Origin of the sequence: Halomicronema sp. CCY15110, assembly GCF_016888165.1 — a bacterium.
Taxonomy (GTDB): domain Bacteria; phylum Cyanobacteriota; class Cyanobacteriia; order Phormidesmidales; family Phormidesmidaceae; genus Halomicronema.
In genome coordinates this window covers 23,989-40,719 of sequence record NZ_JACSWC010000243.1, presented here as the reverse complement: position 1 = coordinate 40,719, position 16,731 = coordinate 23,989, and the positions used below count along the sequence as shown (strand labels likewise).

19 protein-coding genes and 1 pseudogene are annotated in these 16,731 nt (G+C 55.9%); 6 read left to right on the top strand and 14 right to left on the bottom strand.

The annotated features are described in order from the left end of the window. The 5 genes and pseudogenes from JUK32_RS09390 to JUK32_RS09370 all read right to left on the bottom strand — a co-directional run. A pseudogene (locus JUK32_RS09390) lies at positions 1-716 on the bottom strand (hypothetical protein); the annotation flags it as partial. Between the two features lie 209 nt (positions 717-925). Next, entirely contained in the window at positions 926-1,102 is a 177-nt protein-coding gene (locus tag JUK32_RS09385; protein WP_204138597.1) for a hypothetical protein, read from the bottom strand. 378 nt (positions 1,103-1,480) lie between these two features. Further along, positions 1,481-2,116 carry an exopolysaccharide biosynthesis protein gene (locus JUK32_RS09380; protein WP_204138596.1) on the bottom strand — a complete coding sequence of 212 codons (636 nt, stop codon included), beginning with the start codon at positions 2,114-2,116 and terminating at the stop codon, positions 1,481-1,483. Between the two features lie 38 nt (positions 2,117-2,154). Continuing rightward, complete coding sequence (locus JUK32_RS09375; protein WP_204138595.1) at positions 2,155-2,736, bottom strand: YqaA family protein; 582 nt, start codon at positions 2,734-2,736, stop codon at positions 2,155-2,157. A 183-nt stretch (positions 2,737-2,919) separates the two neighbouring features. Beyond that, positions 2,920-3,540 (bottom strand): hypothetical protein, encoded by a 621-nt coding sequence (locus JUK32_RS09370; protein WP_204138594.1) that lies wholly within the window; start codon positions 3,538-3,540, stop codon positions 2,920-2,922. A gap of 381 nt (positions 3,541-3,921) precedes the next feature. Between JUK32_RS09370 and dnaB the strand changes: the two genes are divergently transcribed. Next, positions 3,922-6,759 (top strand): replicative DNA helicase, encoded by a 2,838-nt coding sequence (gene dnaB / locus JUK32_RS09365; protein ID WP_204138593.1) that lies wholly within the window; start codon positions 3,922-3,924, stop codon positions 6,757-6,759. 98 nt (positions 6,760-6,857) lie between these two features. Beyond that, entirely contained in the window at positions 6,858-7,472 is a 615-nt protein-coding gene (locus JUK32_RS09360; protein WP_204138592.1) for a Uma2 family endonuclease, read from the top strand. 254 nt (positions 7,473-7,726) lie between these two features. On the opposite strand, the gene JUK32_RS09355 is transcribed toward JUK32_RS09360, so the two are convergent. The 4 genes from JUK32_RS09355 to JUK32_RS09340 form a co-directional block, all read right to left on the bottom strand. Beyond that, entirely contained in the window at positions 7,727-7,930 is a 204-nt protein-coding gene (locus tag JUK32_RS09355) for a hypothetical protein (RefSeq protein ID WP_204138591.1), read from the bottom strand. A 162-nt stretch (positions 7,931-8,092) separates the two neighbouring features. Beyond that, complete coding sequence (locus JUK32_RS09350; protein ID WP_204138590.1) at positions 8,093-8,413, bottom strand: AzlD domain-containing protein; 321 nt, start codon at positions 8,411-8,413, stop codon at positions 8,093-8,095. Further along, positions 8,410-9,147 (bottom strand): AzlC family ABC transporter permease, encoded by a 738-nt coding sequence (locus tag JUK32_RS09345; RefSeq protein WP_204138589.1) that lies wholly within the window; start codon positions 9,145-9,147, stop codon positions 8,410-8,412. The genes JUK32_RS09350 and JUK32_RS09345 overlap by 4 nt, the downstream gene beginning before the upstream one ends. Next, positions 9,131-9,421, bottom strand: a complete 291-nt coding sequence (locus JUK32_RS09340; RefSeq protein ID WP_204138588.1) for a hypothetical protein — start codon at positions 9,419-9,421, stop codon at positions 9,131-9,133. Before JUK32_RS09340 ends, JUK32_RS09345 begins: the two co-directional genes overlap by 17 nt. On the opposite strand from JUK32_RS09340, the gene JUK32_RS09335 reads away from it, so the two are divergent. The 3 genes from JUK32_RS09335 to JUK32_RS09325 all read left to right on the top strand — a co-directional run bounded on the left by JUK32_RS09335 (position 9,414) and on the right by JUK32_RS09325 (position 11,681). Beyond that, on the top strand, positions 9,414-10,001 hold the full coding sequence (locus JUK32_RS09335; RefSeq protein WP_204138587.1) for a thioredoxin family protein: 588 nt from the start codon (positions 9,414-9,416) through the stop codon (positions 9,999-10,001). The two genes, JUK32_RS09340 and JUK32_RS09335, sit on opposite strands and share 8 nt — an antisense overlap. A 92-nt stretch (positions 10,002-10,093) precedes the next feature. Continuing rightward, entirely contained in the window at positions 10,094-10,591 is a 498-nt protein-coding gene (locus JUK32_RS09330) for an RNA methyltransferase (RefSeq protein ID WP_204138586.1), read from the top strand. 124 nt (positions 10,592-10,715) lie between these two features. After that, entirely contained in the window at positions 10,716-11,681 is a 966-nt protein-coding gene (locus tag JUK32_RS09325; RefSeq protein WP_204138585.1) for a DUF362 domain-containing protein, read from the top strand. 38 nt (positions 11,682-11,719) lie between these two features. On the opposite strand, the gene JUK32_RS09320 is transcribed toward JUK32_RS09325, so the two are convergent. Further along, a complete protein-coding gene (locus tag JUK32_RS09320; RefSeq protein WP_204138600.1) occupies positions 11,720-12,334 on the bottom strand; it encodes a hypothetical protein in 615 nt (204 codons plus the stop codon). Between the two features lie 230 nt (positions 12,335-12,564). Here JUK32_RS09320 and JUK32_RS09315 point away from each other — a divergent pair, with 230 nt between their 5' ends. Continuing rightward, positions 12,565-13,197, top strand: coding sequence for a bifunctional 4-hydroxy-2-oxoglutarate aldolase/2-dehydro-3-deoxy-phosphogluconate aldolase (locus JUK32_RS09315; protein ID WP_204138599.1), 633 nt, complete (start codon positions 12,565-12,567; stop codon positions 13,195-13,197). Between the two features lie 134 nt (positions 13,198-13,331). Here the strand turns inward: JUK32_RS09315 and ruvA are convergent, their stop codons facing one another. From ruvA to JUK32_RS09295, 4 genes are all read right to left on the bottom strand, one after another. Next, on the bottom strand, positions 13,332-13,964 hold the full coding sequence (gene ruvA / locus JUK32_RS09310; protein WP_204138584.1) for a Holliday junction branch migration protein RuvA: 633 nt from the start codon (positions 13,962-13,964) through the stop codon (positions 13,332-13,334). Positions 13,965-13,990: 26 nt separating this feature from the next. Beyond that, positions 13,991-14,773 (bottom strand): hypothetical protein, encoded by a 783-nt coding sequence (locus JUK32_RS09305; RefSeq protein WP_204138583.1) that lies wholly within the window; start codon positions 14,771-14,773, stop codon positions 13,991-13,993. Then, on the bottom strand, positions 14,755-15,234 hold the full coding sequence (gene coaD, locus JUK32_RS09300; RefSeq protein ID WP_204138582.1) for a pantetheine-phosphate adenylyltransferase: 480 nt from the start codon (positions 15,232-15,234) through the stop codon (positions 14,755-14,757). Before coaD ends, JUK32_RS09305 begins: the two co-directional genes overlap by 19 nt. A 132-nt stretch (positions 15,235-15,366) precedes the next feature. Then, positions 15,367-16,275, bottom strand: a complete 909-nt coding sequence (locus tag JUK32_RS09295; protein ID WP_204138581.1) for a hypothetical protein — start codon at positions 16,273-16,275, stop codon at positions 15,367-15,369. Between the last annotated feature and the right edge of the window lie 456 nt (positions 16,276-16,731).

The window sequence follows — 16,731 nt, the reverse complement described above, 5'->3', positions numbered from 1 at the left end:
GTGGCGAAGCTGGCTTTCACCTGCTCGCGGGCCACTTGCGCTTGTTCGGCGTCGGTCTGCATTTCGTACTTGGCGACCGCTTCCAAATCCAACAGACTCATGGAGGAATCGGGCTCGTCGGTGCCGACTTCTTCAGAAATCAGGCGAATCATTTCCCCAGAGGGAACATTAGTCATGCCGCCACGCTGCGATCGCCGCAAATAGTTGACAAAGCGGTAAACCAATAAGGGTTGATTACGAATGGGCCGCAGGCAATATTCTTCAACCGTGGCGAGCATCAGCAAGTTGCGAATCGGGGGTCGGGAGGAGCACTGACCAATCCATTGCACCTGTGACTTCAGATAGCGATCGTTTTGCAGCATTTCTTGAATCACTTCTTGCAGCACGTCGGTTACAGTGCGGCGGCGATCGCGGCTGAGGGCAATCCACGTACGGACTTTGCTCCGCACCAAAAACAGACTGCTCAGGCGCTTGATGAGATTTTTGTAGCCGCGATCGGGACCGACCTGCCAATAGCGCTGACGCAAAATCTGATAACGGTATTCCAACGCTTGGGTGAGAATTTTGAGCTTCGCTGGTTCGGCTTCATCAAACCGCTCAGGATCAGAACCGAGTAGCCACTTCAAGATGCTTTTGCGGGAATTTTCGCTCTCGTCAGCCAGCTCATTGGCCAATCTGGTTGACCATTGTTGAGTGATGTCGTCTAACGCCGTCATACTTTCGGTCTTCCTCGTCCAGCCCATAGATGATTGTAGGGTGTATCGGAAACCCCTGCTGATTGGATCAGACAAACCACGCAGGAAACTGTGGAAGGACAGTTTGGCGACAATGCTTGACACAGAAAAAGGGTGGGGCTGCAACTTGCAACTCCACCCACCGTGACAGGTACCAAAACCATGCGTCAAACGAGAGATTTCAAATAAAACTAATCAGTGGCCTGACGAGGTGTGACCGATTCAAAGGATTGGACAAAGGCCCAAATCAGCCGCGTTGTGAGAACAGAAAGTGCGATCGCGGCGGTAAGCGTCAGGGTCGCATGGGGAGCCAACACCACAAGCAGCAGACCGCTAATGACTAAGAGCAGCAACAAGGTCCTATCCATACCCACCTTCCTGAGCTTTGCCGAATCGATACTTATATCGTAAACACTCGCCATTTATGGTTGGGAAACTCTTAGAAATACTTGAGGTTTAGCCCGGTCGCCGCAATGTTTCGTTGCAGTTTGTGGCGATATCTAGGCCATCATTTCGGGTGTATCAACCCTTCTGAGAGCCGTTAGCACATCCCGTTTAGGATCATCCAATTTAACGAGAGCCCCCTTGAATCTGTCGATTTCAGCGCTAATTTCACTGATCCCAAACCGATGATGCCTTGATGCGGATAATTATAGAAGGGCTAATTATCTCCGTCAGGTTGGGCGACTGGGGAATGTTAATAAAGGCGAATTGTTACCGTGAATATAATTCTCTGGCGGCGCTAATTACTCAGCAATTGGCATCGAAAATCCGTTCAGAATAAACTTCACAGCCGCGGAGCCCCCTTGTACCCCAGCAAATATAATGACGCTGACAAGGGCCAGCGCCAGCAGACAAATGGTGAGACCCGCGAGGCTGATAAAGCCATCGTCATCAAGCAGGCCAAACCCAATCACAAAAATACCGATCGCGGGCAAGGTGTTGGTGCCGGGAATAGGAATCATCATGCATATCGACATCAGCGCGATCGCGAGCCCTAAAACGATCCGCCCCGCTCGACTCGTGCAAATGGGAGTCAATCGCGGTCGCGACAGCACTTCAATGCGCCGCAACCACGGCAATCCCGCTTTGACCACCTTTTGGATTTGAGCCAGGCCAAAGCCTTTTTCCTTCCAACGGGCAGGCAACCAGGGGCGATGCCGCCCGGCAATGAGCTGCACTGCCAGCACAAACATCAAAATCCCAAAAGGAATCGAATAGCCTGGTGCCGGAATCGGTAACGCTGACGGCAAAGCCAGTAACACAAACAAAAAGCCGAAGGTACGCTCTTCCGCCAGATTTAAGATGTCGGCCAGGATTACCTGTTCAGAGCGCGATTCATCAAAAAAGAATTGCTCAAGCTCAACCGAAAGACGGGCCATTGACCACACTCATAACCACAGCTTCATCATTATCCGGCTTAGAGGAGCTTTAGGGCGACCAAGCCCAGCACGGCGACCCCTAACCCCACCCATAGCAGCCGCTCGGAGGAAGTTTGCACCCAGGTTTGTACGCGATCGCCACCGTAGGCCATCACGCTCCCCACCATGAGAAACCGCGCATTACGGCCAATTACCGACGCCAAAACAAACTGCCCAAAATCAAAGTGAAAGACACCTGAAGCCAGCGTGAAGATCTTGTAAGGAATCGGAGTGACCGCCGCCATCAACACGCCCCAAAAGCCCCATCGCTCATAAATACCTTCAACCTGGCTAAAGGTTTTAAGTTCCGGGTCATAGAACTGCACCACCGCAATGCCGATCGTATCGAAGGCATAATGGCCAATCGCATAGCCCAACAGGCCGCCCAATACAGAGCCCAGGCCACAAATCAGCGCAAACCGCAGCGATCGCTGCGGTGCGCCCGTACACAACGCCAGTAATAACGGGTCGGCAGGCAAGGGGACGACGCACGATTCCGCCAGGGCAAACCAAAACAAAATGTGCTCACCGTAGGGCTTTTCGCTCCAGCTAGAAAGGTTGGTAAAGGCTTTTTGGAGCATGACTCTAAATATTGCCGAACATAAAACTCATTCACTTTAACAAGCGGGATTAGGAGCCAGAGCCTCAGCCCCGAATGCCAACGTGATGCCATCGATCCAGCCATTCCCCTGGGCTGCTCAGCGCTAACTTGCAGTGCTTTGTCGCTTTTCTGGCGTCTGCTCACAGGCTCGTGGCACTGGCGATTAAGAAGGATGTTTGGGCGATCGCGGCTGGAGCTCTTCGACCCGCGTCCCGAGCGTACATTCGCCGTCCCATACCAGTGCGAGTCGTTGCCAGCCCGCCTCCGTGAGCCACAGTTCGCCAGCGTGAGTTTCGTAATCTTGAGCGGTCGCTCCAGCAGCCTGCAACAGATCTTGCAAGCAAAGCTCGCCGGGAATGGCGATCGCCGTCTGCCGCAGCAGCCACTCTAATCGAGCTTGTCCTGCCAAGTCGAGCGCCGCCTGCAAAAAGGGAAAAAGGGCGATGCCGGTGGCACTCTCGACCCCGACCAAAATTGCTTGCACATAGCCCGCCGCTTCAGCGTCTGGCAAGGCTGCCAAACGCGCCACCATCAAAGCGACAAGCTGATCGACGAAACAATTGCCCAGAGCCTGATGTAGCGCCTCAATTTGATGCTGGAATCCGGTGTGGGGCGCGCCCAGCACATCCAACCAGTCAACTTCGGGAAATGCCGCCCGCAACAAGTCGTAGCAGCGTTCGTTCAGGTGAAAAGCAGCCTGCTCGGCATCACAAGAAAAATCTTGCCCAGGCACAGCTCCCGCTTCAATCAAGAGCTGAAAAAGATCGACGGCTATTTGACGCATAAAACGGCACCAAGAAAGCTAGCTTTTACAAAAATTAAAGATCCGATTTCACCTTAGCGTAACCAACGTCGAACGGCCTGTTTGTAGCGTTAGGTACCAGTTGAGCGAATGGGGTACCTAGTTGACGCTCCAGGCCCAGGCAGCGCCCTGCGAAGCCTAGAATTTTCATGGCATGGAGTAACTTCGGTAATCCACGGAAGTTTTTGCAGCTGTGGGATTGTCCCCTCGCGATCCTCGCTTTTGAGCCTCCAATTGCCCGCTAACTGGGCACAAGAGTAGGTTGTAAAGTCGCGTCAGTTCTGACGCTAAACGCCGAACCCCCTATTTGCCAAAAGAATCCGCTAGGGTAAAGGATGCGACGCGACCACTGCGGAGAGGGGAATGGTTCAGAATCTGGATTTTCAAGGCTATAGCGATCGCCTGCCGCCCCAAAATGTCGATGCAGAAGAGGCCATTTTGGGCGGCGTTTTGCTCGATCCCGAAGCGATCGGGCGCGTCCTGGAAATTCTCAACGCTGACGCCTTTTACATCAGCGCCCACAAAACTGTGTACCGGGCCGCGATGGATTTGCACAGTCGTGGCCTTCCCACCGACCTGATGACGGTGACGAACTGGCTCAAAGATCGCGACCTGCTGGAAAAAGTCGGCGGCACTAGCCGCATCGCCCAACTGGTCGATCGCACCCTCAGCGCCGCCAACATTGACCAATACGCCCAACTCGTCATGGAGAAATTCATGCGGCGGCGGTTGATCCAAATCGGTGGCGAAATTTCTCAGCTGGGCTTTGAGGCCGATCAGCCCCTCGAAACGACTCTAGATGCGGCGGAGCAAAAACTCTTTGCCATCACCCAAGAGCGCCCCCAGCAGGCCCTCACCTCCACCGCCGACATCCTAATCGAAACCTTTGCCGAAATCGAAGAACGCGCCGAGGGCATCGTCCTGCCCGGTGTGCCCTGCGGTTTTTACGATCTGGACGCGATGACCCAGGGCTTTCAGCGATCGGACCTGATCATCGCCGCCGGCCGGCCGTCAATGGGTAAGTGCTTGAGCGCCGATGCCGAAATCTTGCTCGCCGATGGCAGCCTGAAGACTATCGGGGATATCTATCAGACTCAAGCTGCCGAGTTGCTGACACTCGGAACCGATTGGCGGTTTCACCCAACTCGTCCTAGCGCTTATGTGGATGATGGCATCAAGCCCGTGTATCAAGTCCGAACCAGTACGGGCAGAGTCATTGAGACGACATTGAGCCATCCTTACCTGACCCTCTCGGGATGGCAACCGTTAGCCGAACTCCAGGTTGGTGCCAAAATTGCGGTGCCTCGCTGCCTCCCCATCTTTGGGACTGACACACTACCGGCGCACCAAGTCAAAGTACTGGCCTATCTGATTGGCGATGGCTGCTTAACCCAAACCGCTCCGCAATTCACCAACGAAAATCCTATTTTGCAGGTCGATTTCACGCAAGCAGCGCTGCAATTTCCTGGTGTTAAGGTCCGAGAAGAGAATGCTCGCGGCCAGCGCACCGCGACCTTTCACGTCACCGCTGATAACGCTGAAGTTCAAGTCCAACGCCAACGATTTGGCGCTACGCTGCGTCAGCATATTCAGGCATCGGGCCATGCGGCTCGCTGGTTTGCTGAGCAGCTTAAGGTGAGCCCAGGGCTCTTGACGCTGTGGCAACAAGGTGAGTGTGCTCCTAACGTCAAGACCTTTGCCGCACTCTGCCAGCTTTTATCCATGCCTCCAGAGCAGTTGGTGCCTGATGGCCTTGCCACGATTCGGTGGATGAGTCAAAACACGATGACGCTTTGGCTGCAAGACTTAGATCTATGGGGTAAATCGGCCCATACAAAAACGATTCCGGCTCCCATCTTCAAACTTAAAAAGACGCAGTTGGCTCTATTTCTCAACCGTCTCTTTGCGACGGATGGTTGGGCCGCAGTGCTTGCCAGCGGTCAAGTGCAGTTAGGTTTCGCGACGGTGAGCGAACCGCTCGCTCGGCAAGTCCAACATTTGCTGCTCCGCTTTGGCATTATTGCGCGGCTCAAGCTTCGGGCTGTTAAGTATCAAGCATCGCGACGACCGGCATGGCAGCTCGATATCACGGATGCGCTTTCGATCAAAACGTTCATTAGCGACATCGGTATTTTGGGCAAAGAAGCTGCTCTCGAAGAGGCATCTGAGGCGCTGGCCAAACGACGGTACCAAACGAACCGCGACTTAATCCCGGTGGCAATTTGGCCGTACCTTGAGACCGCAAAGGGAGCAGAGTCTTGGCGATCCCTGGCAACGCGGGCGGGACTCCAAGGCACTAGCAATATTCATGTCGGTCAGCGGGCGCTCAGCCGCGATCGCCTCTTTGCCCTCGCCACTGCTTTAGAGAATGCGGAATTGCAGGCGATCGCCACGAGCGACGTTTACTGGGACGAAATTGTCGAAATTACCCCAGTGGGGGAAAAACAGGTCTACGACTTAACTATTCCAGAAACTCATAACTTCGTTGCCAACGACATTTGCGTTCATAACACTGCCTTCGTGCTGAACATTGCGCGGAATATTGCCAGCACCCAAAAGCTGCCAGTGGCTATCTTTAGCTTAGAGATGTCGAAGCAGCAGCTTGTTTACCGTCTGCTCTCTAGCGAACTGGCTCTGGAAACCAGTCGTCTGCGCACGGGCCGCCTGAATCCGAATGAGTGGACGATTCTCGGTCAGGGCATCAATCAGCTCTCCGAAATGCCCGTTTTCATTGACGATACGCCGAACATTACGGTGAACGAAATGCGGTCGAAGGCGCGGCGGCTGCAAGCGGAGCAGGGCGGCGCACTGGGGCTGATTCTCATCGACTACTTGCAGTTGATGGAAGGCAGCAGCGACAACCGGGTGCAAGAATTGTCGAAAATCACGCGATCGCTCAAAGGTCTGGCTCGTGAACTGAACGTCCCCATCATTTCTCTCTCGCAGCTGAGCCGGGGCGTCGAATCGCGCACCAACAAGCGACCTATGATGTCTGACCTGAGGGAAAGCGGCTCGATCGAGCAGGATGCGGACGTGATTATGATGCTGTATCGCGAGGAATATTACGATCCCGATACCCCCGATCGCGGGATTACTGAAATCATCATTACCAAACACCGGAATGGCCCGACGGGAACGGTGAAGCTGCTGTTTGAGCCGCAGTACACCCGCTTTCGGAATTTGGCTCAGCCGCCGGGGTAAGCGTGTGAGGGTGGCAGGGTGCTTGGGGAGTTGGGTAAATGAGCTTTGCTGGGAGTGGCGTCTAAAATAATCACAGTATGCCGAGTCTGGTGATATCCATGACGATCGCTCCTACGCCGCCTCAAGCCGCAGTCTCAACTTGGCCCCAGACCGAGACGCGCATCCTATTGGAGGGAGTCAGTTGGGAGACTTTTGAACGCTTGCTGGTGGAGACAGGCGATAACCGCAACAAGCGATTTGCCTACTGTGATGGGGTGCTGGAAATTATGACTCCACTACTAGAGGGACACGAAGAATCGACCCGCCTGTTTGATCAGTTTGTCACTGTTTTTATTGATGCCCTGGGGCTGGAGGTTCGCAGTCTAGGCTCGCTCACGATGAAAAATCCAGAACAAAAAAAGGGCTTGGAGCCGGACTGTTGTTTTTATATTCAAAATGAAGCCGTTGTGCGCGGGATTGGCCAGCTGGACTTCAAAATTCACCCACCGCCAGATTTGGCGATTGAAGTCGACAACACCAGTTCTTCGTTGAATAAATTGCCGATTTATCTGGCGTTAAAAATTCCGGAACTATGGCGACTGCGGCGGGGGGCTCTGACCATTTATCAACTGGATGAGGCGCAGTTAGCCTATGAGGAAGTGCAGCAGAGCTTGGCGTTTCCGCAGATGCCCGTACAGGCCTTAGGGATCGGCGGGAGAATAACATCCCGGTGACGGCAGTGTTTGGGTAGCTGGGTAGCTGGGTAGCTGGGTAGCTGGGTAGCTGGGTCAGTTCCGGGTCTGGAGGCGGTACTTTAATTGCCCGCGCTTCCCTTGCCGCAGTTTATCGAGCGGGCGACTGTGATGGGGCAACGAGCCGCCGCCCGTGAGTTGTCTACCCAAGTGGCTGCGTTGTTGGCTGATGCGGATGAGTAGTGTGATGCTGGGGAACGCGATCGCCATCCCGATTTCCATCCCTTCAAGGTTGATTAATCATTGGCTGCTAGCTGAGCCAATGCAGTGTGGGCAGTAGCGGCACCCTGACCGCTGATCAAGTTAGTGGCTAAGCGTCCCCAAGCACTGTCCCACAGTCCCGCTGACAGGCTGGGGGTAGGGGTGGTGTCAGCAATCAGTACGGTAATGGCGATCGCGAGCAGGAGGCGACCGATGTTGATATTTTGCAGTGTGGACATGGGGACAACTCCGGGGGCGAGAGAACGGGGGACTGACTTAATTACCGCCAAGATAACCAGCATTTCCGACCCGGAGTAGGTTGAAAGTTACCAGACTCTTGGCCGGTTTCGGTAAGGCGGCGCATCCTCCCAGCGCGATCGCGGCTTCACCCGCAGCTGCCCTCACACAATGAATTGCCAAAGGAGGAAGGCCGCCATGCCCACAACAATGGTCAGCAGCAGGTTTTGCCGCCAGAGGCCGATCGCGATCGCGGCGATCGCGCCAATCAGTCGCGGATTCTGCCAGCTGATCCACAGGTCACCCGCTTCGACCAAGACCGCTGGCACCACGATCGCCGTCAGCACCGCTGGGGGCACATAGTTCAACGCTTGCAGCAGGCGGGGCGGTAGCTGGAGGCGACCACTCAGCGCCAACACGGGATAGCGAATGCCAAAGGTGACCAATGCCATCCCGCCAATCAGCAGCCATTCGGAATCATTCATGGGTGTGGAACCTCGGGTTTTTGGGTGGTTTCGACTAGAACGCCCGTGAAGATGCCCGCGATCGCCGCCACCATAATGCCGAGTTGATGGGGCAGCGATCGCGCCAGCAGCGCGGTGATGCCCGCCACGAGCACCGTCGCCACCATGGGCCGAGTCTTGAGATAGGGCAGCGTCATGCCAATAAACGTCGCGACCATGGCAAAATCGAGGCCCCAGTTGGCGGCATTTGGCATCGCTTGTCCTAACGTCAGACCCAGCCAGGTACAGAGCTGCCAGTTGCCATACATGGCTAACGCCGAACCGAGCTGGAACCAATGTTTGTCAGGCGACGGATCCGGCTGTCGGTAGCGCTGAATCGCCACCATAAAGGTTTCATCGGTGAGCCAGAAGCCCAAGGCTACCTTCCAGGCGGGGGCCAAAGCTTGCAAATAGGGCACTAGGCCCACGGCGTATAGCAGGTGGCGCAGATTGACGACCCAGGTGGTGAGCACAATGAGGCCAACCGGTGACCCCGTGGCGAGCAATCCCAAGGCGATAAATTGCGACGATCCCGCAAAAACTAAGGCTGACATGGCAGCGGCAGCACCAAACGACAAGCCGCTGGTCTGTGCCAGGGTGCCAAAAATAATCCCAAAGGGAATCGCGCCCACAATCAGGGGAATCGTTTGTCGCGCCCCTGCCCAAAATTCTTGTCCAGGACTGGTTTTGCCAGTCGCATCAGGGGCGATCGCCATGGGCGGCCTCCCCTGCGTGGCGCTCATGACTACCCGCCCGAGCCCCAGTCATCGACTGTAAGACTTCTCCATTAGTTAAAGCGCGATCGCGCCAAAAGGTGACCTGTTCTCTGCCCATACGCCTATTTTCGCCCTGAATCTTCAGCGTATCGCAATCGGTGGTCGGGGTAGCCGGTCTGGCGATGGCGTCGGCCTGGCCGCTGCGATCGGGGCGAGCTTGGTAGGATGAAACCACGCAAATAACGATGCAGAGAGGATTTTTCATTATGGTCATGGTCAGCTCCACCATGTTGGCACTCGGCACCCCCGCCCCCGATTTTGCGCTCCCGGATGTGGTCAGTGGCGACCCCATTTCCCTCGACACCTTTGCGGGCAAGTCGGCCTTGGTGGTGATGTTCATCTGTCAGCACTGCCCCTTCGTCAAGCATGTGCAAGATGAGCTGGCTCGGCTCGGCCAGGACTATGTGCCAAAAAATGTGGGCATTCTCGCGATCAGCTCTAATAGCTTGCAAACGCACCCTCAGGACGGCCCCGAGCAGTTAAAGGAAATGGCCGAAACATTGGGCTTCAATTTTCCCTACTGCTTTGACGAATCGCAGGCGGTGGCGAAGGCTTACACCGCTGCTTGCACGCCGGATTTCTATGTGTTTGATGGCGATCGCAAACTCGTCTATCGCGGTCAGCTCGACGGCAGTCGCCCCGGCATGGATGAACTACCCGTCACCGGTGCAGACCTGCGGGCGGCGATTGATACGGTTTTGGCGGGGGGCACCTTGAGCCCTGACCAAAAGCCCAGCATCGGCTGCAATATCAAGTGGACGCCGGGTAACGAACCCGAATATTTCGGTGCTTAGATAACGCTAGGGGACGGTTCCTTCTCCAAGGAACCGTCCCCTGAACTGAAGAAGGAACCGTCCCCTGGAACCCGCCGCCACCCTTCTGCATCATGGCTTCGCGATCGCTCCACTCTTCTCGTCGTCACCCGCTGACGCTTTGTGCCAGCTTGGTGCAAAATCCCATGAATCTGGGTGCCCTCTGTCGCACGGCAGAAGTGTGGCGCTTGCAGGAACTGGTTGTGTCCAATGCGGACATCCTGACCGATCGCGATTTTCGGAAGGTGGCGGTCTCGGCGGATCAGTGGCAACCCATCCGCATTTGCCCCAGCGATCGCCTCCCTGACTGGATCACGCAACAACAGCAGCAAGGGCTCACCGTCATCGCCCTGACCCGCCATCCCCAAGCGATCGCCCTGCCGCAGTTCACCTTTCCTGCCCAGACGGCCCTGCTATTAGGCCGAGAGCTGACGGGCATTCCCGCTGCCCTGATACGGCAATGCGATGCGGTGGTGGAGATTCCCCAGTGGGGCTGTGTAGAGTCGCTGAATGTGGCGACTGCGGGGGCGATCGCCACCTACGAGTACCTCCGCCAACAGGCAACCTCTTGACGACTAGATTAAGCCTCCCGCAGGAGTCGGCTCCGACGACAACTAGTAGCAGCCCACCGACTTCTGACTTTCCGAGGCAATTGCTTTATCCTGACAAGGAAATCACAACCGTTTTTCCCCGCCCATGCCCACTACTGTCTCTCTAGTCAAAGCCCAGAGCTACGCCATCGACGAGTTGATGTTGCAGCTAGAACAGATGCTTGAGCCCTTGGGCGGCATGAGTGCCATTGTGAAACCCGGCGATCGCGTGCTCTTGAAACCGAATTTGCTGACCGGCGCGAGACCGACGAAGGAATGCGTCACTCGACCGGAAGTTGTCTATTGCGTGGCAGAACTGGTGAAAGCGGCGGGCGGCCATCCCTTTTTGGGCGACAGCCCCGCTTTTGGCAGCGCCCACGGGGTCGCCAAGGCGAATGGCTATCTTCCCTGGCTGGATAAAGCGGGCGTTCCGGTGCGAGAGCTGCATGGTCACCGCTACGCCACTGACGCCAGCGGCGAACTGGCCCATTTACGGCTGTCCAAAGAAGCGATGAATGCCGACGTGGTGATCAACTTACCCAAGGTCAAGTCGCATATTCAGCTCACCCTGACCCTGGGCGTCAAAAATCTGTTTGGCTGCGTGCCGGGCAAAATGAAAGCCTGGTGGCATATGGAAGCGGGCAAGGATCGCGATCGCTTTGGCACCATGCTAGTGGAAACGGCGCGCACCATCGCCCCCCAACTCACCATCGTGGATGGCATTATCGGGCACGGTGGCAACGGCCCCAGTGGCGGTGAACCCCGAGCTTTGGGCGTGTTGGGAGCCGCGACGGATGTGTTTGCCCTGGATCGGGCGCTGGTGAAAATTTTGGGCGCTGATCCAGCCATGATTCCAACGGTGGCGCAGTCGATACGGTTGGGTTACTGTCCCGACTGGTCAGAGATTGAATTTCCCTTGGCGCACCCCGACGAGTTGGCGATCGCGGATTGGGACTTTCCGACTCAGCTCATGCCCATCGACTTTGGCATGCCCCGCGTGGTGCGATCGACCTTCAAACATCTCTACATTCGGTTCATCAAAGAGCCGATGACGGTCTATGCCAACCGCTAACCAAATTGCCGAATCGCCCACAGGCAGGAGCCCTGGCACTACTCGGCATGATGCGCCACCGCCTGTAATCGTTGGTAACACTCAGAGGATTCTGACTGGGGTTGGAATTGCTGAATCGGGGCGGGCTGACTAAACAATTCTTGCTGCGGCTCCAGGTCTGTAACGGTCGATCTCGCCTCAGTGGCGTCATCCGTCGCCAGATCAATCACCGCGGCGGAATCGGCCGCAGCGGCGGTCTCTGAAGTCCCCGCATCTGTGTCTGCGTTGCTACTGGTGTCGGTCGTCTGGGTCAGACCTTCTGACTGAGGTGACAGCAGCTCTGATGGACTGAGGGAAGTCAGGGCCGCATACTTGCTCGCAATGGGATCGACCGGGCCAAGCACGATGCGCTCAAACTCGCTATTAAAATGCCTTACGGGATGTCCTCGTCGTTTCCAGCCCTGTAAAATCTGTTCGACCGAAAAGGCTTTGTATCGTCCCAAATACAACGCTTCTAACACTGCTGCCCGAATCCAACTGGGCTCAACCTCCAACCGTTCATGCCAAATGGCGACGAGTTCCTCGACTTCAAAGCCAGCCAAATCAAAGCAATACTCCGCCATTAAGAGTGTCGCTTGTTCAAAGTCGCGTTCGGAGCCGGTGGACGGAGTCATGGCAAGGGGGCGGTCATTGAAAAAGGAGCAATCGAGTCAGGAGGCACAGCCCCCTAGACCCTCGCGAGGTGAACTAGAGCAGCCTGGAGAATGGTCAGAAACCCGGTGAATGAAGTGATTATGCTGAATCTTAGCGAAACTTGAGCGTTTCGACACTGGGGCCGCGAAAATCGGGGCCAGTTCACAGGACATCGCGATACAGTGAACAGTCGCGGAGGTGAGCAGCGGTGATGAATCGAGAGCGATGGTTAACAATACTCCGGCAGCACCGAGCGATCGCCATTATCCGAGCGCCTGATTTGGCGATCGGGATTCACATGGCACAGGCGGCAGTGGGCGGGGGCTTCCGGCTGATTGAAATCACCTGGACCAGCGATCGCCCCGCCGCACTCATCCAGCAGCTCCGGTCAACGGTACCGGCTGATTGCGGCGTCGGCGTCGGCACTGTCTTGACGCCAACGGATATCAAAAACGCGATCGCGGCAGGTGCCCAGTTTTGCTTTATGCCCCACACCGATCCGGCCTTGCTCGCGATCGCCCAAGCCCAAGGAATTCCCGCGATGCCAGGAGCGCTCACCCCGACCGAAATTATGACGGCGTGGCAGTTGGGCGCTGATGGCGTCAAAGTGTTTCCCTGTCAGGCGGTCGGCGGCCCCGCTTACCTCCGTCACTTGCAAGGGCCAATCGGTCACATTCCCCTGATTCCCACCGGGGGCATTACCGTCGAGAACGGTCGGGAATATCTGCACCAGGGGGCGATCGCGATCGGCATCGGCAGTGCTCTATTCCCCCAATCCTTGCTCAAAAACCATGATTGGCAAGCGATTCAAACCCGTGCTGCCAAATTTCTACAGCATCTTTAGCCAGTCGTTTTGCTCGGTTTAGGGATGCACGGGCAATTAAGGTCCCGACTCCAGACCTGGAACTGACCCAGTCACCCAGCCACCCAACCACCCAAGCACTGCCGTTACCGGGATGTGATTTTCTCGCCGATCTCCTAGGTGGCTTGGCTGAGCCAGGCGATCGCCTCGCGAATCCAGTCTTCGGCATTGTCGTTTTTCGCCAGAGTGCTGTTGCGGCCAATCACCTGGAGCGCTTTCACAATTTCGCCATTGGTGTAGCCCAAGGCCAGCAGCGTCATCTCCACTTCTTCTTGCACATTGGCCATCGGGCCGCCGCCGGGGGTGATCGTCAGCCCCGATTGCTGCCGCCATTCCGCCAGCTTCGTCTTGAGTTCTAAAATCAGGCGCTCGGCGGTTTTGTTGCCCACGCCCTTGGTGCGGGAAATGAGGCGGGTATTGCCAGACACCACCGCTTGAATCAGTTCTTGAAAACCCAGGGTGTCGAGCAAAGCCATCGCCATTTGGGGGCCGATGCCGCTGACGCTCACCAACTGGCGAAACACATCGCGCTCTGAGCGGCTAGCAAAGCCAAAAACCACGGGCAACTCTTCCCGAATTTGCAGATGGCAAAACACCTGGAACGACTCGCCTAGGGGCGGCAGCTCAGCCAAAAAGCGACTGGTCACCTGCAAGTCGTAGCCCACCTGGTGAACATCGATCGTGATGATGACGCGATGCCCCCCTGGTTTTTGCACATCCACCAGGGTGCCTTTTAAATAACTCAGCATGTGCGTTCTTTAGTGATGGCAAGCGGTCACGAAGGCGGCAAGTTGCGGCGCGATCGCCCGGCCCGGTTCCCGTCGCTTTGAGCCGGCAAGGCGGTGCCCTGACTTTTCGCACTACCCGTCTCTTGCGCCCGCGCGATAGTATCTACGGTGCCCGATCCGGATGGCAGGGCGGTTCGCCCGTTCCGGACAATGCGCATCATGTCCGACAGCTTTTGCTCTAGCGAGTGCAACACATCAGCCGCGTAGGCGTCGGCATCTTGGCGCAGGGTCAAACAGTCATCTTCGGTATTCCGCCGCGTTTCTTCCCAATATTGCTCCGCTGCGTTTTGCCATTGCTCAATCTCCGATCGCGTTTGCGATCGCAAGGCATCACAATCTTGTTCTAACTGTTGCTTAACTTGTCGCGCTTGGCTTTCGGCTTGCTGCACGATGCTCAGGTCATCCACCCGGCGGGCCGCCTCTTGTTCTGCCGCCTCCATCATCTCTTGGGCATATTGATTGGCCTGGCTGATGATGCGATCGTGCTGCTGCACAATCTGAATCGCCTCTTGAAACACCGTGGGTAGATTTAAGCGGATGCGATCGAGCTGTTCGAGCAGTTGATCTTCATCCACCAACGTTCGCCCCGAAAAAGGCACTCGAGGACTTTCTAAAATCAACTCTTCGAGCACATTCAACGACTGTTGAATATCTAAGCGTTTAACGGTTTCATGGTGACCCGTGGTGGCTTCATTGGCCCCCCCGGCCCCTTCCGCAGCGCTGTGAGCGCCATTATGATTATTCGTAGAATTTAAGTCTTGTCGTAGCATCGGTATATATCCCGGGCAACGTGAGGAGGCACCAGATGATCGACTGAGCCTCCGTATTGGGCAATTTCTTTCACTAGACTACTGCTTAAAAAGCCGTACTCGGTCGAAGTCGCTAAAAACACGGTCTCTAAATCATCTGCCAGAGTCTTGTTGGTATGGGCCATCTGCAACTCTTTTTCAAAGTCAGATAGCACCCGCAAGCCTCGCAGCAGCACTTTAGCCTGCTTCATTTTGGCATAGGTTACCGTCAGACCATCAAACCGGTCGATTTCCACGTTGGGTAACGGTTGCACCGCCGTTTGAATTTGCTCAATCCGTTTGTTTGAGTCGAACAGCGATCGCTTATTGGGGTTGGCCGCCACCACCACAATCACTTTCTCAAACAGCTGACTCCCGCGTTTGATGATGTCAAGATGACCAAACGTAATCGGGTCAAAACTTCCGGGGTAGATGGCAATCACACAACCGCCTCGCAGAGCTTGATTTCACAGCATCGTCTCAGAGGTAGTTTATCCCACCGATTGGCCTGCTTTCAGCCCATTAGTCCGACCCAAAAATGAAGCGCGGCTCATTAGCCGCGGGCGAATACAGCCCTAGCAACCTTGTGGATCAAACCAAATGAGTGCGCCTTGGTCATCATTGCGCCAGCGCATCCAGCCCTCTTGGCGGGTGGCTCCAGGGAAGGCGGAACAGCCATCCGTCGGCTGCGTCACAGTGACCAACATCCAGTCGCCCTCAAACGCTAGTGGTTGAATCAAGCTGTTTGGCCCCACCAGCCCCAAAATCCTTTCTCGGTCATTGCCCGGCACCGAATAAAGCGACTTGGATAGCCCATGTTGACGAAACGCCACTTGCTCAACCTCGGCAAAGCGGCCTTCCCACGGCTCGATCGCTAAATCGATCGCCCCCAGATCCAGATGCTCAACATGGGCCCAAGCCGTGCCCGCTGGCGTGTATTGAAACTGGAACCAGCCGTCTTCGCGCAACTGCGTCACCGGAAACGACATTAAATTTGGATAAGTCTGCCACATTAAAAAGCTCGCGTCTTCCCCTAAGGCAATGGGCGACTGACCATTGGGCACTAGCCAACCGTTGATAATCCAGCCCCAGTGCGCGCCATCGGGCTCGATGTAAATCGGGATTGCCGCTGACTGCAACCATCCAGCTCCCAACAACGAGGCGTTGTCGTCTTCGTCAGGATTTTCTAAAAAGGACAGATCCTGGGGCCGCAGGTGCCCCACGCCAATGTCGTCATCGGTGGTCGGGGTCAAGCCCATAATGCCCGATGTCGCGGGCACTCGGGAGGTGGGCACCGGGTTCGGTTGGGGCGGTACTGGCGGCGGTGTGCGCGTTTGGGCCAGCCAGTCAGCCGGGAAGACCGCCGCCGCTGGCGAGGACTCGTTGGGGGGGGCAGTGGCCCTCGCGATGGAGCCAGTCAGGCCGCCGAGGGCGCAGATTCCCAACAATAATGAAGCACTAATTTGCGTAACTGTTTGTCTCATCAACCTGCGATCGCATCCAATAAACCAATGAACTAAGTGGAGTCGGCCCAGCTGGGCGACCGAGCTGAGAGCGAGCACTAGAGCCGCGAGGGCTTGATCAACCCTAACCCAACCACTCCTCCCAACCTACATGACATACAGGACGTAGAATCCCCTCCCAACGTTTCACCGCTCCCCTTTTCACTTAGGGTGACCACAATCCGGTCAACCAGTAACCAAATCCTGCGGCAAGTTACGTAAATACACAGAAAAAGTCAGCGGACCATGACGATCCAGCTGCCGGAAAAATCCTGTAACTCTCCGCAATTTTACAAAAGCCTACGAAGCCTTACAGTCGTTAATCAAGGTCCATGTTTCATCGGTAATCCCAATGCCGCCCTGCCTAGTCAGCCTACAAATGTGCCCAGCGGTAAAGTGGAGCGATCGCGGCACCTCGTCAATCGACTCATTTGCGAT

What these genes read in the sequence shown, in the direction of transcription:
- JUK32_RS09380 (WP_204138596.1), bottom strand. Translation starts at nt 2,116, where the DNA reads ATGGCCCGTCTTTCGGTTGAGCTTGAGCAATTCTTTTTTGATGAATCG.
- JUK32_RS09350 (WP_204138590.1), bottom strand. Translation starts at nt 8,413, where the DNA reads ATGAATGATTCCGAATGGCTGCTGATTGGCGGGATGGCATTGGTCACC.
- JUK32_RS09305 (WP_204138583.1), bottom strand. Translation starts at nt 14,773, where the DNA reads ATGCTACGACAAGACTTAAATTCTACGAATAATCATAATGGCGCTCAC.
- JUK32_RS09320 (WP_204138600.1), bottom strand. Translation starts at nt 12,334, where the DNA reads ATGACTCCGTCCACCGGCTCCGAACGCGACTTTGAACAAGCGACACTC.
- JUK32_RS09340 (WP_204138588.1), bottom strand. Translation starts at nt 9,421, where the DNA reads ATGACCATAATGAAAAATCCTCTCTGCATCGTTATTTGCGTGGTTTCA.
- JUK32_RS09295 (WP_204138581.1), bottom strand. Translation starts at nt 16,275, where the DNA reads ATGAGACAAACAGTTACGCAAATTAGTGCTTCATTATTGTTGGGAATC.
- JUK32_RS09360 (WP_204138592.1), top strand. Translation starts at nt 6,858, where the DNA reads ATGACGATCGCTCCTACGCCGCCTCAAGCCGCAGTCTCAACTTGGCCC.
- JUK32_RS09325 (WP_204138585.1), top strand. Translation starts at nt 10,716, where the DNA reads ATGCCCACTACTGTCTCTCTAGTCAAAGCCCAGAGCTACGCCATCGAC.
- JUK32_RS09370 (WP_204138594.1), bottom strand. Translation starts at nt 3,540, where the DNA reads ATGCGTCAAATAGCCGTCGATCTTTTTCAGCTCTTGATTGAAGCGGGA.
- JUK32_RS09355 (WP_204138591.1), bottom strand. Translation starts at nt 7,930, where the DNA reads ATGTCCACACTGCAAAATATCAACATCGGTCGCCTCCTGCTCGCGATC.
- JUK32_RS09330 (WP_204138586.1), top strand. Translation starts at nt 10,094, where the DNA reads ATGGCTTCGCGATCGCTCCACTCTTCTCGTCGTCACCCGCTGACGCTT.
- ruvA (WP_204138584.1), bottom strand. Translation starts at nt 13,964, where the DNA reads ATGCTGAGTTATTTAAAAGGCACCCTGGTGGATGTGCAAAAACCAGGG.
- JUK32_RS09385 (WP_204138597.1), bottom strand. Translation starts at nt 1,102, where the DNA reads ATGGATAGGACCTTGTTGCTGCTCTTAGTCATTAGCGGTCTGCTGCTT.
- dnaB (WP_204138593.1), top strand. Translation starts at nt 3,922, where the DNA reads ATGGTTCAGAATCTGGATTTTCAAGGCTATAGCGATCGCCTGCCGCCC.
- JUK32_RS09315 (WP_204138599.1), top strand. Translation starts at nt 12,565, where the DNA reads ATGAATCGAGAGCGATGGTTAACAATACTCCGGCAGCACCGAGCGATC.
- JUK32_RS09345 (WP_204138589.1), bottom strand. Translation starts at nt 9,147, where the DNA reads ATGGCGATCGCCCCTGATGCGACTGGCAAAACCAGTCCTGGACAAGAA.
- JUK32_RS09375 (WP_204138595.1), bottom strand. Translation starts at nt 2,736, where the DNA reads ATGCTCCAAAAAGCCTTTACCAACCTTTCTAGCTGGAGCGAAAAGCCC.
- JUK32_RS09335 (WP_204138587.1), top strand. Translation starts at nt 9,414, where the DNA reads ATGGTCATGGTCAGCTCCACCATGTTGGCACTCGGCACCCCCGCCCCC.